Source organism: Nocardioides sp. Leaf374 (assembly GCF_916862475.1).
GTDB classification, from domain to species: domain Bacteria; phylum Actinomycetota; class Actinomycetes; order Propionibacteriales; family Nocardioidaceae; genus Nocardioides; species Nocardioides kribbensis.
In genome coordinates this window covers 71221-92404 of the sequence record NZ_CAKASO010000007.1, presented here as the reverse complement: position 1 = coordinate 92404, position 21184 = coordinate 71221, and the positions used below count along the sequence as shown (strand labels likewise).

Sequence of the window (21184 nt, the reverse complement as noted above, 5' to 3'; positions counted from 1 at the left end):
GGCTGCGGTCAGTGGAAGAAGTGCCGCGTGCCGGTGAGGTACATCGTCACGCCCGCGGCCTTGCAGGCCTCGACCGTGAGCTCGTCGCGCACCGAGCCGCCCGGCTGCACGATGGCCGTGACGCCGGCGTCGATGAGCACCTGGGGGCCGTCCTCGAAGGGGAAGAAGGCGTCGGAGGCGGCCACGGCGCCGCGGGCGCGGTCCTCGCCCTCGCCCAGGGTGTTGGCGCGCTCGACGGCCAGCCGGCAGGAGTCGACGCGGTTCACCTGACCCATGCCGATGCCCACCGAGGCGCCCTGGCGGGCCAGCAGGACGGCGTTGGACTTCGCCGAGCGGCACGCCCGCCAGGCGAAGGCCAGGTCGGCGAGGACCTCCTCGGAGGCCGCCTCGCCGGTCGCCAGGGTCCAGCCCGACGGGTCGTCGCCCTCAGCCTGGAAGGAGTCGCGCTCCTGCACCAGCAGGCCGCCGCTGACGGGCCGGGTCTCCACCCCGCCGCGCTCCAGCGGCTCGCACACCAGGATCCGGATGTTCTTCTTGCCCTGGAGCACCTCGACGGCGCCGTCCTCGTAGCCCGGCGCGACGATCACCTCGGTGAACACCTCGGCGACCTGCTCGGCCATGGCCACGGTCACCGGGCGGTTGGCGGCGATCACGCCGCCGAAGGCCGAGACCGGGTCGCAGGCGTGGGCACGGCGGTGGGCCTCGGCGACGTCGGCCCCGACCGCCACTCCGCACGGGTTGGCGTGCTTGATGATCGCCACCGCGGGCTCGGCGAAGTCGTAGGCCGCGCGGCGGGCGGCGTCGGTGTCGACGTAGTTGTTGTAGGACATCTCCTTGCCGTGCAGCTGCTCGGCCGAGGCCAGTCCGGCCGCACCGTGGCCGCTGCGGTAGAGCGCGGCCGGCTGGTGCGGGTTCTCCCCGTAGCGCAGGACCGAGGCCTGCTCCCAGGTCGCGCCGATCCAGGCCGGGAAGCCGGTGCCGCGGGAGGAGTCGGTGAGCACGCTGCCCATCCACGAGGCCACGGCCACGTCGTAGGACGCGGTGTGCACGAAGGCCTCGGCGGCCAGCGCCTTGCGCTCCTCCAGGGTGAAGCCGCCCGCGGCGACGGCGGCGAGCACGTCGGCGTAGCGCTGCGGCGAGGTGACGATCGCGACCGAGGGGTGGTTCTTGGCCGCGGCGCGCACCATCGAGGGCCCGCCGATGTCGATCTGCTCCACGCACTCGTCGGACGAGGCGCCGGACGCGACGGTCCGGGTGAAGGGGTAGAGGTTGGAGACGACCAGGTCGAAGGGCTCCACGCCGAGGTCGGCCAGCTGCGCCACGTGGGTCTCGAGACGGCGGTCGGCCAGGATGCCCGCGTGCACCCTGGGGTGCAGCGTCTTGACCCGGCCGTCGAGGCACTCGGGGAAGCCGGTGAGGTCCTCGACCTTGGTGACCGGCAGGCCCAGCCCCTCGATCAGGGCCGCCGAGCCACCGGTGGAGACCAGGGCGACCCCGGCCTCGGCGAGGCCGCGGGCGAGCTCCTCGAGCCCGGACTTGTCGTAGACGGAGACCAGGGCCCGCTGGATCGGGACGCGCATGTCGCTCATGGAGGGGTTGCTCCTCATCGGTTCGTCGGTCGAGTCGATGAGGGCACCCAGGCGGTCGATGCACTCGCCCCCGCGTGGATCGAGCGGGGCACTCCCCGGTGGTGGTCCCACCTGCGCCAGTCGTGTGCGCCCATCATAGGAGGACTCAGCCGCCGAAGCGCACCCGGCGACCCTCGAGCACCAGGCCCTCGCGGGCGATGCGGCCCACCGCGTCGACGAGCATCGCGCGCTCGGCGGTCTTGATCCGCTCGTGGAGGCTCGCGACGTCGTCGTCGTCCTCGACCGGCACGACGCTCTGCGCGACGATCTGCCCGGTGTCGACGCCGGCGTCGACGACGAAGAGCGTCGCACCGGTGACCTTCACGCCGTACTCCAGCGCGTCACGCGGACCGTGCATGCCCGGGAACGACGGCGACAGCGCCGGGTGGGTGTTGACCACGCGCCCGCCGAAGCGGCCCAGGAAGCTCGCGCCGACCAGCTTCATGAAGCCGGCCAGCACGACCAGGTCGGGCTCGTGGGCGGCGACGGCGTCGGTGAGGGCGGCGTCCCAGTCCTCGCGCGAGGCGTGCTCGCCCACGCGGCGCACGAAGGTCGGCACCCCCGCTCGCCGGGCACGGGCCAGCCCCTCGATGCCGTCGCGGTCGGCGCCGACGGCGACCACCTCGGCGCCGTACGCCGGGTCGGCGCACGCGTCGAGGAGGGCCTGGAGGTTGGTGCCGGAGCCCGACACGAGGACGACGAGACGGGAGGCCACGGCCGGACTCTAGCCCGCGCTCAGCGGCGCGGGCGCGAGGAGCGGCGCAGCCGCGACGCCCAGGGGCGGCCGACGACGGGCGCCGGCGCCTCGCCGTCGAGGTCGCGGGACCGGTGGCGCTGCCAGGCGGTGACGAGCAGCCCGCCGACCAGGCCGCCGAGGCCGAAGGCGGTGACGGCGTGGACGGTCAGCTCGTGGGCCAGCGGGCCCACGTCGCGCATGCGGCCCGGGCCGACGGCGCCGCCCGCGAGGGAGGCGAGGAGGCCGAGCACGAGACCGGCCACCACTCCCCCGGCGCAGCCGCGCAGCGCGCCCTCGTCCCAGCGCAGGGTCGGTGCCCGGCGCTGGGCCTGCACGGCGACGACCGCGGCCACGAGGGCGGGCAGCGCGACGAGGGCGACCGTCCAGGCGGGGGTCGGTCCGGTGTCGGGCAGGGCGGCCAGCAGCGGGAACATCGGCAGCGGGCCGAGCACGACGGCGGAGGGCGAGACCAGGGTCCCGACGCCGACGGTGAAGCCCGGACCCACGAGGTAGGAGGCGGCGAAGAGCACCGCGTTGGGCACCACGGCGAGGCTGGCCACCGAGAAGGCGGTGGCGTCGCCGGCGTCGGTGTGCAGCTGGGAGAGCACGTTGGCGGCGGTGTCGAGGTCGACCAGGAGGGCCAGGAGGAAGGCCGCCGCGGAGAGGGCCAGCCAGGTCACCAGCAGCCGGCGCGCCACCCGGGCCGCGTGGCGCAGCACCGGGGGCACCGCCGGGGCCCAGATGGCGGCGCGGCCCGAGGCGACCGCGATGGCCGGGGTCGCCACCAGCAGGCCCAGGCCGAGGACCCAGCCGAGCACCGGGGTGGTCGCGGGCGCCGTGGTCGCCGTGGCGGCGAGGGTCACGACCCCCACCGCGACCACGGCGTAGGCGACGGTGAAGAGCAGCGCGGCCACCGGCACGGTCCAGTCGCGCTCCCCGTCGCTGATCGCGTCGGCGTCGGGGCCGTGCCCCGACACCGCGTCGCCGACACGCAGGCCCACCCGCCAGCACGACCAGGCGCACAGGGCCGTGAGGCCGAGAGGGACGGCGGTGAGCGCGACCCCGCCGACCACCACGCCCGAGCCGTGGGCCGTCAGCCACGCCAGCGCGCCGACGCGCAGGGCGTCGTGCGGCTCGCCGTGGGCGCCGGCGTCGGTGAGGAACCACCCGATCACCGCCACCGCGAGGCACACCAGCAGGGTCGCACCGGCTGCCGCGACGCCGCCGAGGGTGGCGGTGAGCACGAGCGGTCGGCGGTGGGCACCGCCGGGCGCCGGGCGCCGGCCGGTGGCGCCGGGGGTGCGGCGCGCGGTCGAGGAGTCGGGCAGCAGCGAGGTCATGGCCCGTCCATCCTGACCCCGCCCCCCGGCGTCGCGTCGGTCCCACGCCGAGCGGCGCGGGCCCTCGGCGCGGGTGGCGAGCGCCACGCCGGTGACGCGCCGCTCGGGTTGGCGGGCCTCACCGCGGATCGCTTACGTTGGACGACGCCATGGCGGACCCCACCGACTTCGACGCGTTCTACAAGGACGCACGCGCGCGACTGCTGCTGCAGACCTATGCGCTCACCGGGGACCTGGCCGCCGCGCGCAGCGCGGTGCGCGACGCCTTCGTCGCCGCCTGGCACCACTGGCGCAAGGTCTCGCGCAGCGCCGACCCCGAGGCCTGGGTGCGCCCCGTCGCCTGGTCGCACGCGCTGCGACGCCACACCACGCGGCCCTTCCACAAGGAGAAGGGCCTCGACCCCGGGGCCGCCGCCACCCTGGAGGCGCTGGCCGGCCTCCCGCTGCTGCAGCGCCGGGTGCTGCTGCTGGCCCACCTGGCGTCGCTGTCGATGACCGACCTGGCCCGCGAGGTCGGGATCCCCCCGGCCGACGCCGAGCGGGAGCTGCAGAGCGCGACCGCGCGCTTCGGACTGCTGCGCGACCTGCCCACGCCGTTGGTGCGCACCGCGCTCGAGCCGCTGGCCGAGGTCGTCGCCGAGGCCCGCTGGCCCCGCCCGACCATCGTGCGGCGCACCGGGGCCGCGCGGCGGCGTACGCACACCGGCGTGGGCGCGGCGCTGGTCGTGGGCGCGCTGCTGGTGACGGGCACGCTGGTCACCGACACGGCCGGGGTGAGGCCCACGCTGCAGCGCGACGCCGTGGCCGCGCCCGGCGACTCCGTCGCCCCCGGCGCGGAGAACCCCACCGACGACGCGCCGACCGGCTCCCCCACGCCCGAGCCCGAGCCGCTCGAGGCCGCCGCGCTCCTCGGCGCCGAGGACGTGGCCGCGCGGCTGCCGGGCGGCGGCTGGCGCGAGGGCGCGACCACCGACGGCACCGAGGGCGACGGCCTGGTGCTGCCCTGCCAGGGGGCGCGGTACGCCGACCCCGAGGGCACGGTCGCCCTGGTGCGCGCCTTCCGGGACCGCCCGCGCGGGCAGGAGGCCCCCCGCTCGGCCTGGCAGCTCGCCGAGTCCTCCCGCACCGACCGGGCCGCCCGGGCCGCCTACGACGGCGCCGCCGGCTGGTTCGCCGGCTGCGACGAGCCCCGGGCCCAGCTGATCTCGACCCAGCGCGTCGACGGGGTCGGCGACGAGGCGGTGCTGCTGGTGCTGCGCGACTGGGCCGCGCCGGCCCGCACGGTGGTCGCCGGCGTGGCCCGCACCGGTCGCATCGTCACGGTGACCGCCTCCCAGCGCCGCGGCACCTCCGCCGACGACCTGCTCGACCAGGCGCGGCTGCTCGGGGGCGCCGTCGACGGTCTCTGCGACCTCACCGACGGCGGGGCCTGCACCACCCGGGCGCGGCTCAGCCCCGCCGACGCCCTGCCCGTCGGCGAGGTGCCCTCGCTGCTCTCGGCCGTCGACCTGCCCCCGGTCGGCTCGGTCACCCGCCCCTGGGTCGGCACCGAGCCCGAGCGCGCCCGCGACAACGACGCGGCGACGCGCTGCGACCAGACCAGCTTCGTCGGCGACTTCCGCGGCGCGCGCTTCAGCGACAGCCGCACCCGCACGTTCCTCGTGCCGGGTGGACGGCTGCCCACGTCGTTCGGGCTGACGCAGACCGTCGGGTCCCTGCCGGTGCCGCAGGCGCGGGCCCTCGTCGAGCAGGTGCGCTCGAGGATGGCCAGCTGCGCCGACCGCGACCTGGGCACCGACGTGGTCACCGTGACCTCCCAGACCGGTCCCGAGCGCTCCCTCGACGTCTGGGACGTCACCGTCGACGTCTCCGACGACACCTCCGTGCGCTTCGTCGTCGCCCTGCTGCGGCGCGGCACGGCGGTCAGCCAGATCGGCTTCGTGCCCGGCCCCGACGCCACCATGGCGGGCGGCGCTTTCCTCGCGCTGGCCGAGCGCGCCGCCGAGCGGCTGGCCGAGCAGCCGGCCCCCCGACGCGCCGGCTGAGAGCCGCTCCGCACGGGTGCGGCGTGTCGTGCAACCGCACGGCCCCGCCGCGCGTACCACTCCCGGAACAGCAGCGACACGGGAGCACGCGACGAGCGCGGGCACGGGACGGAGACGCCATGGACGAACGCGAGTTCGACGACTTCTACGCCGCGTCCTACGCCCGGCTGGTCGGCCAGGTCCACGCCATGATCGGCAGCCGCGACGAGGCCGAGGAGTGCGTGCAGGAGGCCTTCGTGCGGGCCTGGGCTCACCGGCGCAGGCTCGACCGGGCCGACCACCCCGAGGCCTGGGTGCGCACCACCGCCCACCGGCTGGCGGTGAGCCGCTGGCGCCGCACCGTGCTGGGTCGCCGCCCCGCCGACCGCGCCGTCTCCGCGCCGGTCGCCGCCCCGCCACCGAGCGAGGCCCACGTCGCGCTGGTCGCGGCGCTGGGACGCCTGCCCGAGGCGCAGCGCCAGGCGCTGGTGCTGCACCACATCGCCGACCTGCCGGTGCGGGCGGTGGCCCGCGAGGTCGGGGTGCCCGAGGGCACGGTGAAGGCGCGGCTCAGCCGGGGCCGCACCGCTCTCGCCGCCCTGCTCGCCGACGACGACGGCCTCCAGGAGGGAGCCCACCATGCCTGAGCCCACCGATCCCGCCGACCTCTTCACCCGCTTCCTGGCCGAGGAGGCCCCCGTGCACCCCCTGCCCGCGTCCGAGGTACGCCGCCGCGGCGACCGGTTGCGCCGCCGCCACCGCGCCCTCACCGCCGTCGCCGGCGCCGCTGCGGCCCTCCTCGTCGCCACACCGCTCGCGCTGGCCACCCGGGGCGCCGAGACCGCTGGCCCCGACCCGGCGGCACCGAGCCCGACCGCCACCCCGGCGCCGGGCGACGTCGACTGGGTGACCCGCGTGCCCGCCGACTTCCCGCTCGGCGCGGGTCTGCGGGGCCTGGGCGAGCAGCCCGAGGTCGTGCCCGGCTTCGCCCCCGACCCGCCGGTGCGGGGCTGCCAGGTCGGGGCCTACACCGCCGAGGCCCCCGTGCGGGCCCTCGACGCCGTGCAGCTCGACGCGCCCAACGCGCCGGGCTCCGAGGGCGGCGTGCAGCGCGGCCTGCTGCTCTACGCCGACGACGAGGCCGCCCGGGAGGTGCTCGCGGCGCGGGAGGCGGCGCTCGCGGACGGCTGCGGCTCGGCCGACCCGCTCGTCTCCGACCTCGGCGAGGGCTCGGTGGTCTGGGTCCAGCGCTCCGGCGGCGCCGGGGAGGGTGAGCTCGTGCAGCTCGTCACGGTCGGCAACGCCGTGCTCGCGACGTCGACCTCGTTCGGCGGCGCCGGCGACGCGCAGGTCGTCGAGCAGACCCGGGAGCTGGCGCAGAGCACCTCGGCCCTCGTGGTCTCCTCGCTGTGCGTCTTCGCCGCCGACCCCTGCTCGCAGCCGCCCGGCGCGCCCGACGCCGCGGCGACGACGGCCGGCGACCGTGTGCCCGACGGCTTCCCGCTCACCGCGGGCTACCCCGACGACGCCGCCGCCGGGAGCGGTCAGCCGGGTCTCCAGGAGCTCTCCCGGGCGGTCAGTCCGCTGACCCTCACCGCGTGCGGGCGCGAGGTGGCGCTGCCCCCCGGTCGTACCGACCTCGTCCGGGCCGGGTGGAGCGACCGCGACGACCTCCGGCTGCGCAACCTGGCCGTCTTCGCCCGCGCCGAGGACGCCCGCGCCTACGCCGACGACGTGCTCGCGCTCTACCGCGACTGCCCCGTCGACACCGGCGCCACCGGCACCGCCGTCGAGACCGCGGTCGTCGCCAGCGACCTGGGCGAGCAGGCCGGCGTGGTCGTCCGGAGCACCACGGGCGCCGACGCCGCCCCACCGCAGGTCCTGCACGTGGTCAGGGTGGGACGGGCGGTGCTGGTCTCGCTGGTGACCGGCCCCTCCGTGCCCGCCGGCTCCAGCCCGGCGGAGGCCGCCGCGCAGAGCGACACCGCCGTGCGCGAGGTCGCGGCCGCGATGGAGGTCTTCGCCGGCTGACGGGCTACGCCCGCACGCACGAGCGGCCCGCCCCCCGCAGGGGACGGGCCGCTCGTGGCGTACGCGGGGTGGGTCCGGGGTCAGAGACCCTGGAGGATCTCCCGCATCAGCTGGGCGGTCTCCGACGGCGTCTTGCCGACCTTGACACCCACGGCCTCGAGGGCCTCCTTCTTGGCCTGCGCCGTGCCCGAGGAGCCCGAGACGATGGCGCCGGCGTGGCCCATCGTCTTGCCCTCGGGAGCGGTGAAGCCCGCGACGTAGCCGACGACCGGCTTGGTCACGTGGTCCTTGATGTAGGCCGCCGCGCGCTCCTCGGCGTCGCCGCCGATCTCGCCGATCATGACGATCGCACGGGTGTCGGGGTCGGCCTCGAACGCCGCGAGGGCGTCGATGTGGGTGGTGCCCACGATCGGGTCGCCGCCGATGCCGATGGCGGTCGAGAAGCCGAAGTCACGCAGCTCGAACATCATCTGGTAGGTCAGCGTGCCCGACTTCGAGACCAGGCCGACCGGGCCGGAGCCCGAGATCGTGGCCGGGGTGATGCCGGCCAGGGCCTCGCCCGGGGTGATGATGCCCGGGCAGTTGGGCCCGATCATCCGGGTGCCGCCGTGGTTGCTGGAGCCCTGGAGGTAGGACCACACCTCGGCGGTGTCCTGCACCGGCACGCCCTCGGTGATGACCACGAGCAGGCCGATGCCCGCGTCGATGGCCTCGAGGCAGGCGTCCTTGGTGAACGCCGGCGGCACGAAGGCGACCGACACGTCGGCGCCGGTCTCCTTCATGGCCTCCTCGACGGAGCCGAAGACGGGCAGCTCGACGCTGGAGCCGTCGGCGGCGGTGTGGGTCACGGTGGTGCCGGCCTTGCGGGCGTTGACGCCGCCCACGACGTTGGTGCCGGACTTCAGCATCAGGGCGGTGTGCTTGGTGCCCTCACCGCCCGTGATGCCCTGGACGATGACCTTGCTGTCCTTGTTGAGGTAGATCGACATTTCGCTCTCAGTCCCGTTCTCAGGCGTTCGCCAGCTCGGCGGCCTTGTCGGCCGCGCCGTCCATCGTCTCCACGAGCGTCACCAGCGGGTGGTTCTTCTCCTGGAGGATGCGGCGACCCTCCTCGACGTTGTTGCCGTCGAGGCGGACGACCAGCGGCTTGGTGGCCTCGTCGCCGAGGATGTCGAGGGCGCCCACGATGCCGTTGGCCACGGCGTCGCAGGAGGTGATGCCGCCGAAGACGTTGACGAAGACGCTCTTGACCTGCTCGTCGTTGAGGATCACGTCGAGGCCGTCGGCCATGACCTGCGCCGAGGCGCCGCCGCCGATGTCGAGGAAGTTGGCCGGCTTGACGCCGCCGTGCTTCTCGCCGGCGTAGGCGACCACGTCGAGGGTCGACATGACCAGGCCCGCGCCGTTGCCGATGATGCCCACGGCACCGTCGAGCTTGACGTAGTTGAGGCCCTTCTCCTTGGCCTTGGCCTCGAGCGGGTCGGCCGCGGCCTTGTCCTCGAAGTCGGCGTGCTCGGCGTGGCGGAACTCGGCGTTCTCGTCGAGGGAGACCTTGCCGTCGAGCGCCTCGAGCCGGTCGCCGGCCAGGCGGGCCAGCGGGTTGACCTCGACGAGGGTGGCGTCCTCCTCGACGAACACCTTCCACAGCGCGAGCACGGTCTGCACGGCCTGGTCGGTGAGCGCCTCGGGGAAGGCCGCCTCGGCGACGATCGCGCGGGCCTTGGCCTCGTCGACACCGGTGCCCGGGTCGATGGCGATCTGCTTGACGGCGTCGGGGTTGGTCTTCGCGACCTCCTCGATCTCGACACCGCCCTCGACGCTGGCGATGCAGAGGTACTGACGGTTGGCGCGGTCGAGCAGGAAGGAGAAGTAGTACTCCTCCTCGATGCTGGCCGCGGGGGCGATGAGCACCCGGTTGACCGTCAGGCCCTTGATCTCCATGCCGAGGATGGCCTGGGCGTGCTGCTCGGCCTCGTCGGGGGTCTTCGCCAGCTTGACGCCGCCGGCCTTGCCGCGGCCACCCGCCTTCACCTGCGCCTTGACCACGCAGACGCCGAGCTTCTCGGCGGCCTCGCGGGCCTCGGCGGGGGTGTTGGCGACGATGCCGGGAGTCCCCGGGACGCCGTGCTTGGCGAAGAGCTCCTTCGCCTGGTACTCCATCAGGTCCACTGATCCACCAGTTCTCTAGTGTGCTGCGCTGTGAGGGCGCCTTGGTTGAGTCGTTGGACGAGCCTGGGCGAGCCTGGGCCCGACGACCGTCCGCTCCCGCGTGAGCACGGGCGGAGGCCTCCGGCACCTTAGTCCCGTCGCGGGCCGCGGCACGAGGGCGCGGGGGCGCGACGTGACCGAGGTCATGCGGTGACGGGCCGCCGTCGTCCACATTTGTCACGGCGCCGAGTTCCGCCTGCTGCACCGGGTCCGTTACAGTCTTGGCTCGTTCGCCCCCGACCACCTGAAAGGGTGGGCCGACCGCCAGGTCCGGCGCCCCCCACCACCGTCGATCACGGGAGTCACTGCTTCATGGGTCATCACCGAGTCGCACCCACCGGCACCAGCCGCAGCGATCTCGGGACCCCTGACACCCCGGCTGTCACCCCGGGTGTCACCCCGGCCTACCGCGGCCGTCGCGTGGCGACCGTGCCCGTCGACTCCGCCGCGACGACCGCCGCACCGGCGGCGCCCTACGTCGGCCGCCGCGTGGCCCGACCGGCCCCGGTCGTCACCGTCGAGCCGGTCACCGCGTCCGCCGGGCGCCTCGACACCGGCCCGGGTCTCGACGCCGGCACGGTGGACCGGATCCTCGCCGACCTCGAGCCGGTCGACCACACCACCTCCTTCGCCTCCGACCCGACCGAGCTGCTGCCGCTGACGCCGGCGCGCCCGGGTCTGTCGCACCCCGAGACCGCCGAGCTCCGCACCGCGGGCAGGCGCAAGGCCGTCAAGCACGCCGGCGACCGCGGCGCGCTCCTGCGCCGGATGCCCTCGGTGCCGGTGCTCGTGGGGATCGCGGCGCTCGCGGTCTCCGTGGGCGGCGCGGTCACCGCCACCGACACCGACCTGGCCGCCCAGGAGGCGGCGCCCGTCGGCCCCAGCAGCGCCCTCACCGGCTCCAGCGGCGGTGGCGTCGTGGGCCTCGACCGCGAGGAGCGCATCTCGCGCGACTCCAGCCGCGACGCGCTGGGCGACCTCGCCGACGAGCGGCTCGTCGAGGCCGCCGAGGCCCAGGCCGCGGAGCGCAACACCGAGCTGCGCACCCTCGCCAACGCCGCCGAGGTGCAGTCGAAGAAGATCGAGGCCAACCAGTGGGTCCTGCCGCTCAGCGGCTACCGCCTCACCGCGCGCTACGGCGAGTACGGCCTGTGGGCGACCTATCACACCGGCCTCGACTTCGCCGCCCCCACCGGCACGCCTCTCGTGGCCATCGCCAACGGCACGATCACCTCGACCGGTTACGACGGCGCCTACGGCAACAAGACCGTCCTCACCCTCGAGGACGGCACTGAGCTGTGGTTCTGCCACCAGACCTCGATCGACGTCTCCCCCGGCGAGACCGTCACCGCGGGCCAGCAGATCGGCACCGTCGGCTCGACCGGCAACGTGACCGGCCCCCACCTCCACCTCGAGGTCCGCCCCGGCGGCGGCGACCCGGTCGACCCCTACGAGGCGCTCTCGGTCAACGGCGTCACGCCGTAGCACCGCCAGGGCCGGGCTCCGCCCCGCACCTCACGTGCCCGCCCCAGGACCCGGCCGCCGGCCTCGGCCTCGGCCTCAGAGCTTCTGCACGGGCGCGTAGCGCAGCAGCAGCCGCTTGACGCCCTGCGAGCCGAAGTCGATCGAGGCCACCGACTTGTCGGCCACGCCCTCGACCGCCACCACGGTGCCGAGGCCGAAGGAGTCGTGCTGCACCCGGTCGCCCGGCTCCAGCGACGGCACCTCGCGCGCCGGCCGCGACTTGGCGGCGGCGTCGGCGCGCAGCGCGGCGGAGGAGAAGTTGCGGCGACCGGCCGCGGTCGGCGAGCCCAGGCCGCCGCCGTAGGAGCCGCCCAGGTCGGGTCGCGACCACTGGGTCTGCGCGGCCTCGGTGCGGCGCCAGTCGACGAGGTCGACCGGCATCTCGTCGAGGAAGCGCGACGCCGGGTTGTGCGACGGCGCGCCCCAGGCCGAGCGGACCACGGCGCGGGAGAGGTAGAGGCGCTCGCGGGCGCGGGTGACGCCGACGTAGGCCAGGCGTCGCTCCTCCTCCAGTTCCGGCTGGTCGCCGAGGGCGCGCGAGTGCGGGAAGACGCCGTCCTCGAGCCCGGTGAGGAACACCACCGGGAACTCCAGCCCCTTCGCCGTGTGGAGGGTCATGAGGGTCACGACACCGGTGTCGTCGGGGTCGTCGGGGTCGGTGTCGGGGATCTGGTCGGAGTCGGCCACGAGCGCGACGCGCTCCAGGAAGTCGCGCAGACCGGGCGCGACCTGCCCGGCGTCGACGTCGGCGGGGTCGGCCGAGGGCCCCGCGACGGGGTCGTCGCTGAACTCGCGCGCCACCGCGACGAGCTCGGCGAGGTTCTCCGCGCGCGTGGCGTCCTGCGGGTCGTCGGAGTCCTCCAGGGCGGCGACGTAGCCCGAGCGGGCCAGCACGGTCTCGAGCACGACGTCGGCGCGCTCGCCGCCGTCGACCATCGACTGCAGCTCCTCGATCATGGCCACGAAGCCGCGGATGCTGCCCAGCGAGCGGGTCGCGAGCCCGGGCGCCTCCTCGGCGCGTCGCAGCGCCTCCCAGAAGGTCGTGCGGTCGCGCTCGGCGAGCGCGTTGACGCACGCCACCGCCCGGTCGCCGATGCCGCGCTTGGGGGTGTTGAGGATCCGGCGCAGCGAGACCTGGTCGTCGGGGTTGGCCAGCAGCCGCAGGTAGGCCAGGGCGTCGCGCACCTCGCGGCGCTCGTAGAACCGCACGCCGCCGACCACCTTGTAGGGCTGGCCGGTGCGGATGAACACCTCCTCGAAGACCCGCGACTGGGCGTTGGTGCGGTAGAAGATCGCGACGTCGGAGGCCCGCGCGCCCTGGTCGACGAGGGTGTCGATCTCGGAGGAGACGAAGCGGGCCTCGTCGCGCTCGTCGTCGGCGACGTAGCCCACGATCCGCTCGCCGTCGCCGGCGTCGGACCACAGCCGCTTGGGCTTGCGGCCCTTGTTGTGGCCGATGACGGCGTTGGCGGTGGTGAGGATGGTCTGGGTGGAGCGGTAGTTCTGCTCCAGCAGGATCGAGGTGGCGTCGGGGAAGTCCTCCTCGAAGTCCAGGATGTTGCGGATGTTGGCGCCGCGGAAGGCGTAGATCGACTGGTCGGCGTCGCCGACGACCATCAGCTCGGCCGGCTCGACGCGCTCGGCGGGCTCCACGGTCGAGGTCGGGTCGGCGAGCGAGGCGTCCTCGAGCTGCTCGGCGCACAGCTGGTGGACCAGGGCGTACTGCGCGTGGTTGGTGTCCTGGTACTCGTCGACGAGCACGTGGCGGAAGCGGCGCCGGTAGGTCTCGCGGACCTCCGGGAAGCGCTGGAGGAGGTGCACCGTCGACATAATCAGGTCGTCGAAGTCGAGGGCGTTGGCCTCGCGCAGGCGGCGCTCGTAGAGGGTGTAGGCGGCGGCGTAGGTCTGCTCGAGGTTGTTGGTGGCCAGGGCCGTGGCCGCCTCGGCGTCGCGCAGCTCGTTCTTGTGGTCCGACACCCAGTGCAGCAGGGCGCCGGGCTGGTAGCGCTTGGGGTCGAGGTCGAGGTCGGCGACCACCAACGACATCAGCCGCTTCTGGTCGGCGGCGTCGTAGATCGAGAAGCTCGACTTCAGGCCGAGCTTGTCGACCTCCTTGCGCAGGATGCGCACGCAGGCGGAGTGGAAGGTCGAGACCCACATGATCCGGGCCCGCTTGCCGACCAGCTCCTCGACGCGCTCCTTCATCTCGGCCGCGGCCTTGTTGGTGAAGGTGATGGCCAGGATCGAGCCGGGGTGCGCACCGCGCTCCTGGATCAGCCAGGCGATGCGGCGGGTGAGCACGCGGGTCTTGCCCGACCCGGCGCCGGCGACGACCAGCAACGGCGCGCCCTCGTGCACGACGGCCGCGCGCTGGGGCTCGTTGAGCCCCTCGAGCAGCTCCTCGCGCGTGGGGCCGCGCCGGGTGGTGCGGGGCTCCTCGGGAGCGACGGACTCGAGACCAGGGAGGGGGAACGGGATGCTCATGCTGCCCTCCACCCTACGGCCGCGGTCGGCGTGGTCGGGCAGCGCCGACGCCGCGGTCGGCTCAGTAGGAGCCGTGGGCGGGCGACCAGAAGACCGCGACCGCGATGTTGAGCACCGTGAGCCCCAGCAGCGCCGCCCACAGACCCTGGGCGATGCGCTCCTTGCGCAGGTTGGCCATCACCAGGCCCAGGATGACCAGGCCCACCACCAGCTTGACCCCGATCTTGGCGTGGTCGACGTCGGTGTCGCCGGCCTCGAGCACGCCGACCAGCGCGATCCCGGCCAGGACGGCCGTGCCGGCGCCGTCGCGCATCAGCTCGTTGACCCGCTTGTGCGGCTCGCGGGCCTGCGCGAGCAGGCCGCCGAGGAGGGCCGCGAAACCGAGGATGTGCACGAACAGCAGGACCAGCCGCAGGATCTCCATGCCGCGCAGCCTACGGTCGCGGCGCGCGGGGCCGCGGCACAGGGCGCACGACCAGCACGGGGCAGGGCGCGGAGTGCTGGACCCGCTGGGCGGTGCTGCCGAGCAGCACGGTGCGGCTCAGCCCGCGACCGCCCGCGGCGACGACCACGAGGCCGGCTCCCAGCGCCGAGGCGGCCCGGGTGATCTCGTGGGCCGGCGAGCCGCTGCGGATGCTGGTGCGGACCGTGGGGCCCCAGCCGTCGAGCTCCGCCGCCACGACGCGCACGGCGCTCTCCGCGGCCGCCCGGAACGACGAGGACTCCCCCTCGGCCCGCGTGCGGTCGGCGGGGGTCAGGTCGTCGGCGAAGGCCACCGCGGCGAGCGGACGCACCACCGCCAGCACCGTGACGTCGGTGATCCTGGCCGGGTCGGCGAAGGAGCGCAGGTGGCGCGCGGCGTCGAGCGACTGCTGCGAGCCGTCGGTGGCGACGATGACGTGCACGGGGGCCTCCTCGGGCGTCCGGTGGTGCTGGGTGCTGGGTGCTGGTGGGAGCGGGCCTCAGGTGCGGGGCTCGACGGTGGACTCGCCCCGGGCGCGGCCGTGCGGCCGGTCGCGGCGACCGACCAGGCGCTCCACGACGTAGAGCACCAGGCCGACGGCCAGCAGCCCGCCGCACCACAGCAGCGACGTGGGGTCGTCCCACACGACGTAGGCCAGCAGGACCAGGTTGCCGACGATCCCGACGGCGAGCAGCGCGGTGGGGGCGGTGTAGGTGTCGTCGGCCTCGTCGTGGCCGCGCAGCCTGAGCGCGGAGAGGATGACCAGGCCGTAGATGAAGAGGGTGAAGACCACCGTGACGGTGGCCAGCCGCGCCACCACGTCGACGCCGACGCCGGCGCGGTTGAGCAGGGCGCCGACGACCAGCAGGGAGCAGACCACGACGGCCGCGAAGCTCAGCGCGACCCAGGGGCTGCGGCGGCTGGAGTGGATGCGGGCGAAGACGCCCGGCACGACGTCCTCGCGCGCCATGCCGTAGAGGATGCGCGACTGCGTGACCACCGAGACCAGGGTGGTGTTGGTGATCGCGACCATGGCGATCACGGCGAAGACCACGCTGAGCAGCCCCACGGGCAGGGGCAGCACGCCGGCCTCGACCACCTCCAGCAGGGCGGCGTCGGAGGAGGCCAGGTCGGCCACCGGCACGACCAGGGCCGCGGTCACGGCGACCAGCACGTAGATCACGCCGGCGACGACCATGCCGCCGACGAGGGCCCGCGGGAAGGTGCGGGCCGGGTCGATGGTCTCCTCGGCGACGTTGGCGGCGTTCTCGAAGCCCGTCATCGCGAAGAAGGCGAGCGCGACGCCGGCCACGATCGCCAGCACGGGGTCGCCGTCGGCCCGGAACTCGGTGAGCGTGCCGAAGTCGGCGTCGCCCTGCGCGACGTAGACGACCCCGATGACCACGACGATGACCAGACCGGCGATCTCGACGACGGTCATCACCATGTTGGCCACGACCGACTCGGTGATGCCGATGTAGTTGACGACCGCCAGCAGGAGGATGAAGACCAGCGCCACCAGCAGGCCCGGGGGCAGCTCCCACACCTCGGCGAAGTAGGCGGAGAAGCCGGTGGCCAGCGACCCGGCCGCGGCGAAGGTGGCCGAGAGCATCGAGATCGTGACGAGGAAGGTCAGCGCGGGGCTGCGGAAGGCCTTGTTGACGTAGAGCGCGGCGCCGGCGGCCTGGGGGTACTTCGTCACCAGCTCGGCGTAGGCCAGCCCGGTGATCGTCGCGACCGACACCCCGACGGCGAAGGCGATCCAGAAGGCGCCCCCGACCGCACCCGCGACGGCGCCGATGAGCACGTAGATGCCGGAGCCGAGCACGTCGCCGAGGACGTAGAAGAACAGCAGCCTCCCGGTGATCGACCGGGTGAGGTCCCCGTCGTCGGGGAGCGCGGTCGTGGTGGCTGCGGAGGAGTCGGCCATCGGCCCACCGAAGCCGCCCCCGGAGCCCGGGGTCAAGCCCGCGGCGGCGCTCTCACCCCGCCGGGTGACCCGGGCCCCCGCCCCGGCGGAGCGGCGGCCTCAGGCCGGCACGCGCACGCCGACCGGCGCCAGCCAGGCCTCGCGGGCCGCCACCGCCGCGTCGGGCTGGTCGGTGATCAGCCCGTCGACGCCGAGCTCGAGCAGCAGCTCCACGAAGCCGCCGAGGTCGCCGTGCGCTGCGGGGCGCTCCCCGGCCTCCTCGCCTCGGCGGAAGGGGGCCGGCAGGAAGTGGTTCTCGGCCCGCAGCGTCCACACGTGGACGGTCAGCCACTCGCGGTGGGCGTCGGCCACCAGGGTGGAGGGGCGCATCCCGCGACCACCGGGCGCCTCGTCGGCCACCAGCGAGTGGTGGGCGCCGACGCCGTCGGCGTAGCGCTCCACCAGGGCCAGGCCCGCAGGGCTGGCCAGGTCGCCGAAGGTGCGCGGGTCGCCGGCCGCGGCGAGGTCGGCGGGGCGTCGGTCGCGCCGGTCGAGCAGCTGCACCAGGGGCACCCGCACCTGGCCGGCCAGCTGCTGGAGGATCGTGGGCTCGAAGGACATCACCGTCACCCGCGAGCGCGGCGTGTCGACGCCGTGGCGCCGCAGCGTGGCGACCAGCGCGGTGTCGAGCGGCAGCCCGCGCGAGGCGGACCAGGCGGCGTCCTTGAGCTCGATCATGACCCCGATCGAGCGGCCCCGGGCGGACGACTCCGCGGCCACCATCTCCAGCACGTCGTCGAGCGTCGCCACCGGGAGCCGGCCGTCGTGGGCGGCGCTGGCCGGGCGCAGCCCGGGCATCCGCTCGACCACCCGCAGCGTGCGCAGCTCCGAGAGCGGGAGGTCCTCGGCGAACCAGCCCGTCACCTCCTCGCCGTCGACCACCCGCGTGCTGCGGCGGTGGGCCAGCCCGGGGCGCGCGGCGATGTCGGTGGTGCGGGCCAGGTCGCTCTCGTGGCGCACCACGAGCACGCCGTCGGCGCTCACGACCAGGTCGAGCTCGATGTCGTCGGCGCCCATCGCGATCGCGGCGCGGTAGGCCTCGAGCGTGTGCTCGGGCCAGGTGCCGCTGGCGCCGCGGTGGCCCACGACGGCGGGGGTCACGGCCAGGGTGCGGGGACGACGGACGGGCAGGGACACGGTGGTCACGACCTCGACGGTGCGTGGCACCTCCGTCCGCGCGGTGACCCCGAGGTGAACGACGCGTGAGGGGCGGTGGGCAGGATGGGGCCGTGGACCTCTCCCCCGTCGGCACCCTGTCGCCCTCGCCCGCCCTCGACCACCCCGACCTGCTCGCCGCGCCGGTGGCCCGCGCCCTGGCCTCGCTGCCGGGCGCGGAGCGTGTCGGCGTGGTCGCCATCGACCCCGACCTGGCCGACACCGCGGCCCTGAGCGAGGCCCACCAGGTGCCGCTGGAGGCCAGCGCCAACTGCGTCCTGGTGGCCGGGCGCCGCGACGGGGAGGAGCGGGTCGCCGCCTGCGTGGTGCGCGCCGACACCCGCGCCGACGTCAACGGCCTGGTCAAGCGCACCCTCGACGTGCGCAAGGCGTCGTTCCTGCCCATGGAGCGCGCGGTGGCCGAGTCGGGCATGGAGCACGGCGGGATCACGCCGATCGGCCTGCCGGCCGGCTGGCGGCTGCTGGTCGACGCGCGGGTGCTGGACGTCGAGGTGGCCGTCGTCGGCTCCGGCGTACGCCGCTCCAAGGTGCTGCTGCCGGGTCGCCTGCTGGCCGACCTGCCCGGGGCCGAGGTGGTGGAGGGCCTGGCCGGCTGACGGGCTAGAAGCCGGTGACCTTGATGCTGGAGTGGATCTTGTAGCGCCGGTTGATCGAGATCAGCACGGCGGTGAGCGGCTCGACCTGGCGGGCCAGGCGCAGCTTGCCGGCGTCGATGCCGGGCCGCCCGGTGACGCTGGCGCAGAGCGCCATGACGGTCTCCTTGGCCTCCTTGACGTCGCCGACCACCAGGACGTCCTCGTGGGCCAGCACGTCGTCGTCGCCCCACAGCGAGACCGCCGAGACGTTGTGGAAGGCGCCCACCACGGTGGCCGAGTCCCCCACGATGCGCTGGGCCGACTCCGCGGCCGACCCCTCGCCGCCGTCGATGACCAGGCCGTGCGCGCCGCGCTTGTCGAAGGCCAGCGGGTTCACGCAGGAGATCACCGTCGTGCCGGCCAGCGGGAGGGTGGCGACCAGCTCGTCGTGGCCGTCCCACGGCACGGCGAGCAGCACGAGGTCGGCGCCCGCGCAGGCGTCGGCGTTGGTGGCGCCCGTGACCGTCCCGGCGCCCTCCACGCCGACGAGCCGGTCGGCCACCTCGGCGGCGACCGCCTCGGCCTTGTCGGCGGCGCGCGAGCCCAGCACGACGTCGTGGCCGCCGCGCGCGAAGCGGTAGCCGAGCCCCTTGCCCTGCGGCCCCGTGCCGCCGACCACGGCGATGCGGTGGCGGACCGTACCGGCGCCCGGGTCGGCGTCGTGGTCGGTGGCGGTCTCGGACGTGGCGGCGGGCTGGCTGGTCACGCGAGCGAGTGTGCCAGTGGCAGCGAGGACGCCGTACTCGTCATCAGGTTTTGGTACCGTCGGCCCCTCAACCGCGCAGGAGCTCAGGGGTGGCGAGTCGATACCGCAGCGATGTCCAGGGCCTGCGCGCCGTCGCCGTGCTCGTCGTCATCGCTGCGCACGCCGGTGTCCCCTTCCTGCCCGGCGGCTTCGTCGGGGTCGACGTCTTCTTCGTCGTCTCCGGCTTCCTGATCTCGGGGCTGCTCTTCCGCGAGATGCGCCGGGGCGAGAAGGTCTCGCTGACCGCCTTCTGGTCGCGCCGGGCCCGGCGGATCCTGCCCGCCGCCACGCTGGTCACGGCGCTCACCGTGCTGGCCTCGGTGGCGTGGATGAGTCTCATCGACGCGCGCGAGGTCGTGGTCGACGCCGTCTGGGCCACCCTCTTCGCCGCCAACGTCCGCTTCGCCGACCAGGGTGACTACTTCTTCGCCCAGGACGGTCCCCCGTCGCCGATGCAGCACTACTGGTCCCTGGCGGTCGAGGAGCAGTTCTACGTCGTCTGGCCGGTGCTGCTCGTGGTCTGCGCCCTCGCGGTGCGCCTGGTCACCCGCTCCGACGAACGCCGGCTGCCCGAGCGCACCCTGGCCGTCGTGCTGGTCGCGCTGACCGCGGCCAGCTTCGCCTGGTCGGTGGCGGGCACGGCCGGTGACTCCGGCAGCGCCTACTACTCCACCCTCGGGCGGGCCTGGGAGCTCGGCGCCGGCGCGCTGGCCGCGCTCGCCGCGCCGCGCCTGCGCAAGCGGATGCCGGCCCTGGCGGTGCCGCTGCTCGGTGCCGGCGGCCTGCTCGCGGTGGGGCTGGCCTGCGTCCTCTACTCCTCGGCCACGGCCTTCCCGGGGTGGGCCGCGCTCCTGCCGGTGCTCGGCACGGTGGCGTTGCTGCTCGCCGGCATCCGGCCCGGCCCCCGCCACGACCCGGTCCGGGCCCTGCTGACCTGGCGCCCGGTGCGGGTCCTGGGCGACTGGTCCTACTCCCTCTACCTGTGGCACTGGCCCGCGCTGATCCTCGCCGAGGAGTGGGCGCTGCGCCCCCTGACCGGCGCGGAGCGCGCGCTGGTGCTGCTGGTGGTGCTGAGCCTGGCCGCGCTGACCTTCCGCTTCGTCGAGACGCCCTTCCGGCAGGGACTGCCCCCGCGGCTGCTCGTGGCCCCCCGTCCGCTGCTGCTCTACCCGCTGAGCCTGGCCGTGGTCGCCGCGTCCTGCGTCGGCGGGTGGCAGTGGATCGAGGCCCGCACGGGCCAGGGCGACGTGCCCGCGATCGCGGTGGCCGACCCCGCGGGCGCCGACAGCACCGTCGCCCTCGTGCGGGCCTCGGTCAACGCCGCGCGCGACCGGATGGCGGTGCCCAGCGAGCTCGACCCCAACCTGCTGACCCTGCGTGACAGCGTGGCCGACGTCGGCGCGTGCGACTACGAGGAGGACGTACAGGAGCTCTGCCTGCGCGGCGACCCCGACGGGGAGCGCACCGTGGTGGTCACCGGCGACTCCCACGCCCGTGCCTGGATCCCGGCCGTGGAGCGGATCGCGGTGGAGAACGGCTGGAGGGCCTACTACCTGGTCAAGCCGCAGTGCCCGGCCGCCCACGTGCCGGTGGCGCCGCTCAACGAGCGCCGGGTCTTCACCGAGTGCACCGGCTTCCAGGACTGGGTGGTCGACCAGGTCGAGGCCCTGCAGCCCGACCTCACGATCGTCTCCTCCTCGCCCCCGGTCAACGGGGTGTGGATCGACGGCGAGCTCGCGGCCACGATCGAGCGGGTCGCCCCGGTGCTGGAGGAGGGCTACGACGAGCTCTTCGACGAGCTGCACGCCGCCTCCGAGCGGGTGTTGCTCATCAAGGACGTGCCCAAGTCGGGCATCGACCCCGGCGAGTGCCTCACCACCGGCACCCCCAGCCTCGGCGACTGCATGTTCCAGCCCGTCGAGCGCGCCGAGATCCTCGGCGACGTCGCGGTGAAGTCGGCGCTGCTGGCCGACGCCGAGGTCGTCGACCCGACCCCGTGGCTGTGCTACCAGGGCGAGTGCCCGGTGGTCATCGGCGGCACGCTGTCCTACCGCGACACCGACCACCTGACCACGGAGTATTCCGAGCTGCTGGCCGGCTCCCTGGGCCGCGCCACCGGCATGACCGACTGAGCACCGCCGCACCGATGGTGACAGCACCGCTGTCACGGTAGGGTCGCGAGCGTCGCCGCCGGGACCGGCCCGGCCCCAGGCCCAGGAGA

17 protein-coding genes are annotated in these 21184 nt (G+C 74.8%); 6 read left to right on the top strand and 11 right to left on the bottom strand.

Annotated features, from left to right (window positions below):
* Positions 1 to 8: 8 nt before the first annotated feature.
* The 3 genes from purH to LPA27_RS05255 form a co-directional block, all read right to left on the bottom strand.
* Positions 9 to 1589 (bottom strand): bifunctional phosphoribosylaminoimidazolecarboxamide formyltransferase/IMP cyclohydrolase, encoded by a 1581-nt coding sequence (purH, locus tag LPA27_RS05265; protein ID WP_228941753.1) that lies wholly within the window; start codon positions 1587 to 1589, stop codon positions 9 to 11.
* Between the two features lie 145 nt (positions 1590 to 1734).
* Positions 1735 to 2343 (bottom strand): phosphoribosylglycinamide formyltransferase, encoded by a 609-nt coding sequence (gene purN / locus LPA27_RS05260; RefSeq protein ID WP_056903677.1) that lies wholly within the window; start codon positions 2341 to 2343, stop codon positions 1735 to 1737.
* Positions 2344 to 2363: 20 nt separating this feature from the next.
* The gene (locus LPA27_RS05255) at positions 2364 to 3704 is read right to left on the bottom strand and encodes a DUF6350 family protein (protein ID WP_228941752.1); all 1341 of its coding nucleotides are present in this window, start codon (positions 3702 to 3704) and stop codon (positions 2364 to 2366) included.
* A gap of 149 nt (positions 3705 to 3853) precedes the next feature.
* On the opposite strand from LPA27_RS05255, the gene LPA27_RS05250 reads away from it, so the two are divergent.
* The 3 genes from LPA27_RS05250 (at position 3854) to LPA27_RS05240 (ending at position 7759) form a co-directional block, all read left to right on the top strand.
* A complete protein-coding gene (locus LPA27_RS05250; RefSeq protein ID WP_228941751.1) occupies positions 3854 to 5749 on the top strand; it encodes a hypothetical protein in 1896 nt (631 codons plus the stop codon).
* A 119-nt stretch (positions 5750 to 5868) separates the two neighbouring features.
* Positions 5869 to 6375, top strand: coding sequence for an RNA polymerase sigma factor (locus LPA27_RS05245; RefSeq protein ID WP_228941750.1), 507 nt, complete (start codon positions 5869 to 5871; stop codon positions 6373 to 6375).
* Positions 6368 to 7759 carry a hypothetical protein gene (locus LPA27_RS05240; RefSeq protein WP_228941749.1) on the top strand — a complete coding sequence of 464 codons (1392 nt, stop codon included), beginning with the start codon at positions 6368 to 6370 and terminating at the stop codon, positions 7757 to 7759. The genes LPA27_RS05245 and LPA27_RS05240 overlap by 8 nt, the downstream gene beginning before the upstream one ends.
* 80 nt (positions 7760 to 7839) lie before the next feature.
* On the opposite strand, the gene sucD is transcribed toward LPA27_RS05240, so the two are convergent.
* Together sucD and sucC are read right to left on the bottom strand one after the other, a co-directional pair.
* The gene (gene sucD / locus LPA27_RS05235; protein ID WP_056863842.1) at positions 7840 to 8748 is read right to left on the bottom strand and encodes a succinate--CoA ligase subunit alpha; all 909 of its coding nucleotides are present in this window, start codon (positions 8746 to 8748) and stop codon (positions 7840 to 7842) included.
* A 19-nt stretch (positions 8749 to 8767) separates the two neighbouring features.
* On the bottom strand, positions 8768 to 9928 hold the full coding sequence (sucC, locus tag LPA27_RS05230) for an ADP-forming succinate--CoA ligase subunit beta (protein WP_056863841.1): 1161 nt from the start codon (positions 9926 to 9928) through the stop codon (positions 8768 to 8770).
* Between the two features lie 468 nt (positions 9929 to 10396).
* Here sucC and LPA27_RS05225 point away from each other — a divergent pair, with 468 nt between their 5' ends.
* Positions 10397 to 11452, top strand: a complete 1056-nt coding sequence (locus LPA27_RS05225) for a M23 family metallopeptidase (RefSeq protein ID WP_200920035.1) — start codon at positions 10397 to 10399, stop codon at positions 11450 to 11452.
* A 75-nt stretch (positions 11453 to 11527) separates the two neighbouring features.
* On the opposite strand, the gene pcrA is transcribed toward LPA27_RS05225, so the two are convergent.
* The 5 genes from pcrA to LPA27_RS05200 form a co-directional block, all read right to left on the bottom strand.
* Complete coding sequence (pcrA, locus tag LPA27_RS05220) at positions 11528 to 13975, bottom strand: DNA helicase PcrA (protein ID WP_228941748.1); 2448 nt, start codon at positions 13973 to 13975, stop codon at positions 11528 to 11530.
* 61 nt (positions 13976 to 14036) lie between these two features.
* Positions 14037 to 14399: a hypothetical protein gene (locus LPA27_RS05215; protein ID WP_193661295.1), complete on the bottom strand. Its 363-nt coding sequence runs from the start codon at positions 14397 to 14399 to the stop codon at positions 14037 to 14039.
* Between the two features lie 10 nt (positions 14400 to 14409).
* Positions 14410 to 14880 carry a universal stress protein gene (locus LPA27_RS05210; protein ID WP_228941747.1) on the bottom strand — a complete coding sequence of 157 codons (471 nt, stop codon included), beginning with the start codon at positions 14878 to 14880 and terminating at the stop codon, positions 14410 to 14412.
* Positions 14881 to 14937: 57 nt separating this feature from the next.
* Entirely contained in the window at positions 14938 to 16368 is a 1431-nt protein-coding gene (locus LPA27_RS05205; protein WP_228941746.1) for an APC family permease, read from the bottom strand.
* Positions 16369 to 16467: 99 nt separating this feature from the next.
* Complete coding sequence (locus LPA27_RS05200) at positions 16468 to 17553, bottom strand: glycerophosphodiester phosphodiesterase family protein (protein WP_228941745.1); 1086 nt, start codon at positions 17551 to 17553, stop codon at positions 16468 to 16470.
* Between the two features lie 83 nt (positions 17554 to 17636).
* On the opposite strand from LPA27_RS05200, the gene LPA27_RS05195 reads away from it, so the two are divergent.
* Positions 17637 to 18179, top strand: coding sequence for a YbaK/EbsC family protein (locus LPA27_RS05195; RefSeq protein ID WP_056863834.1), 543 nt, complete (start codon positions 17637 to 17639; stop codon positions 18177 to 18179).
* A gap of 4 nt (positions 18180 to 18183) precedes the next feature.
* Here LPA27_RS05195 and npdG read toward each other — a convergent pair whose 3' ends face one another.
* Positions 18184 to 18924, bottom strand: coding sequence for an NADPH-dependent F420 reductase (npdG, locus tag LPA27_RS05190; RefSeq protein WP_082500187.1), 741 nt, complete (start codon positions 18922 to 18924; stop codon positions 18184 to 18186).
* 89 nt (positions 18925 to 19013) lie between these two features.
* Here npdG and LPA27_RS05185 point away from each other — a divergent pair, with 89 nt between their 5' ends.
* A complete protein-coding gene (locus LPA27_RS05185; RefSeq protein WP_056863833.1) occupies positions 19014 to 21095 on the top strand; it encodes an acyltransferase family protein in 2082 nt (693 codons plus the stop codon).
* Positions 21096 to 21184: the final 89 nt, after the last annotated feature.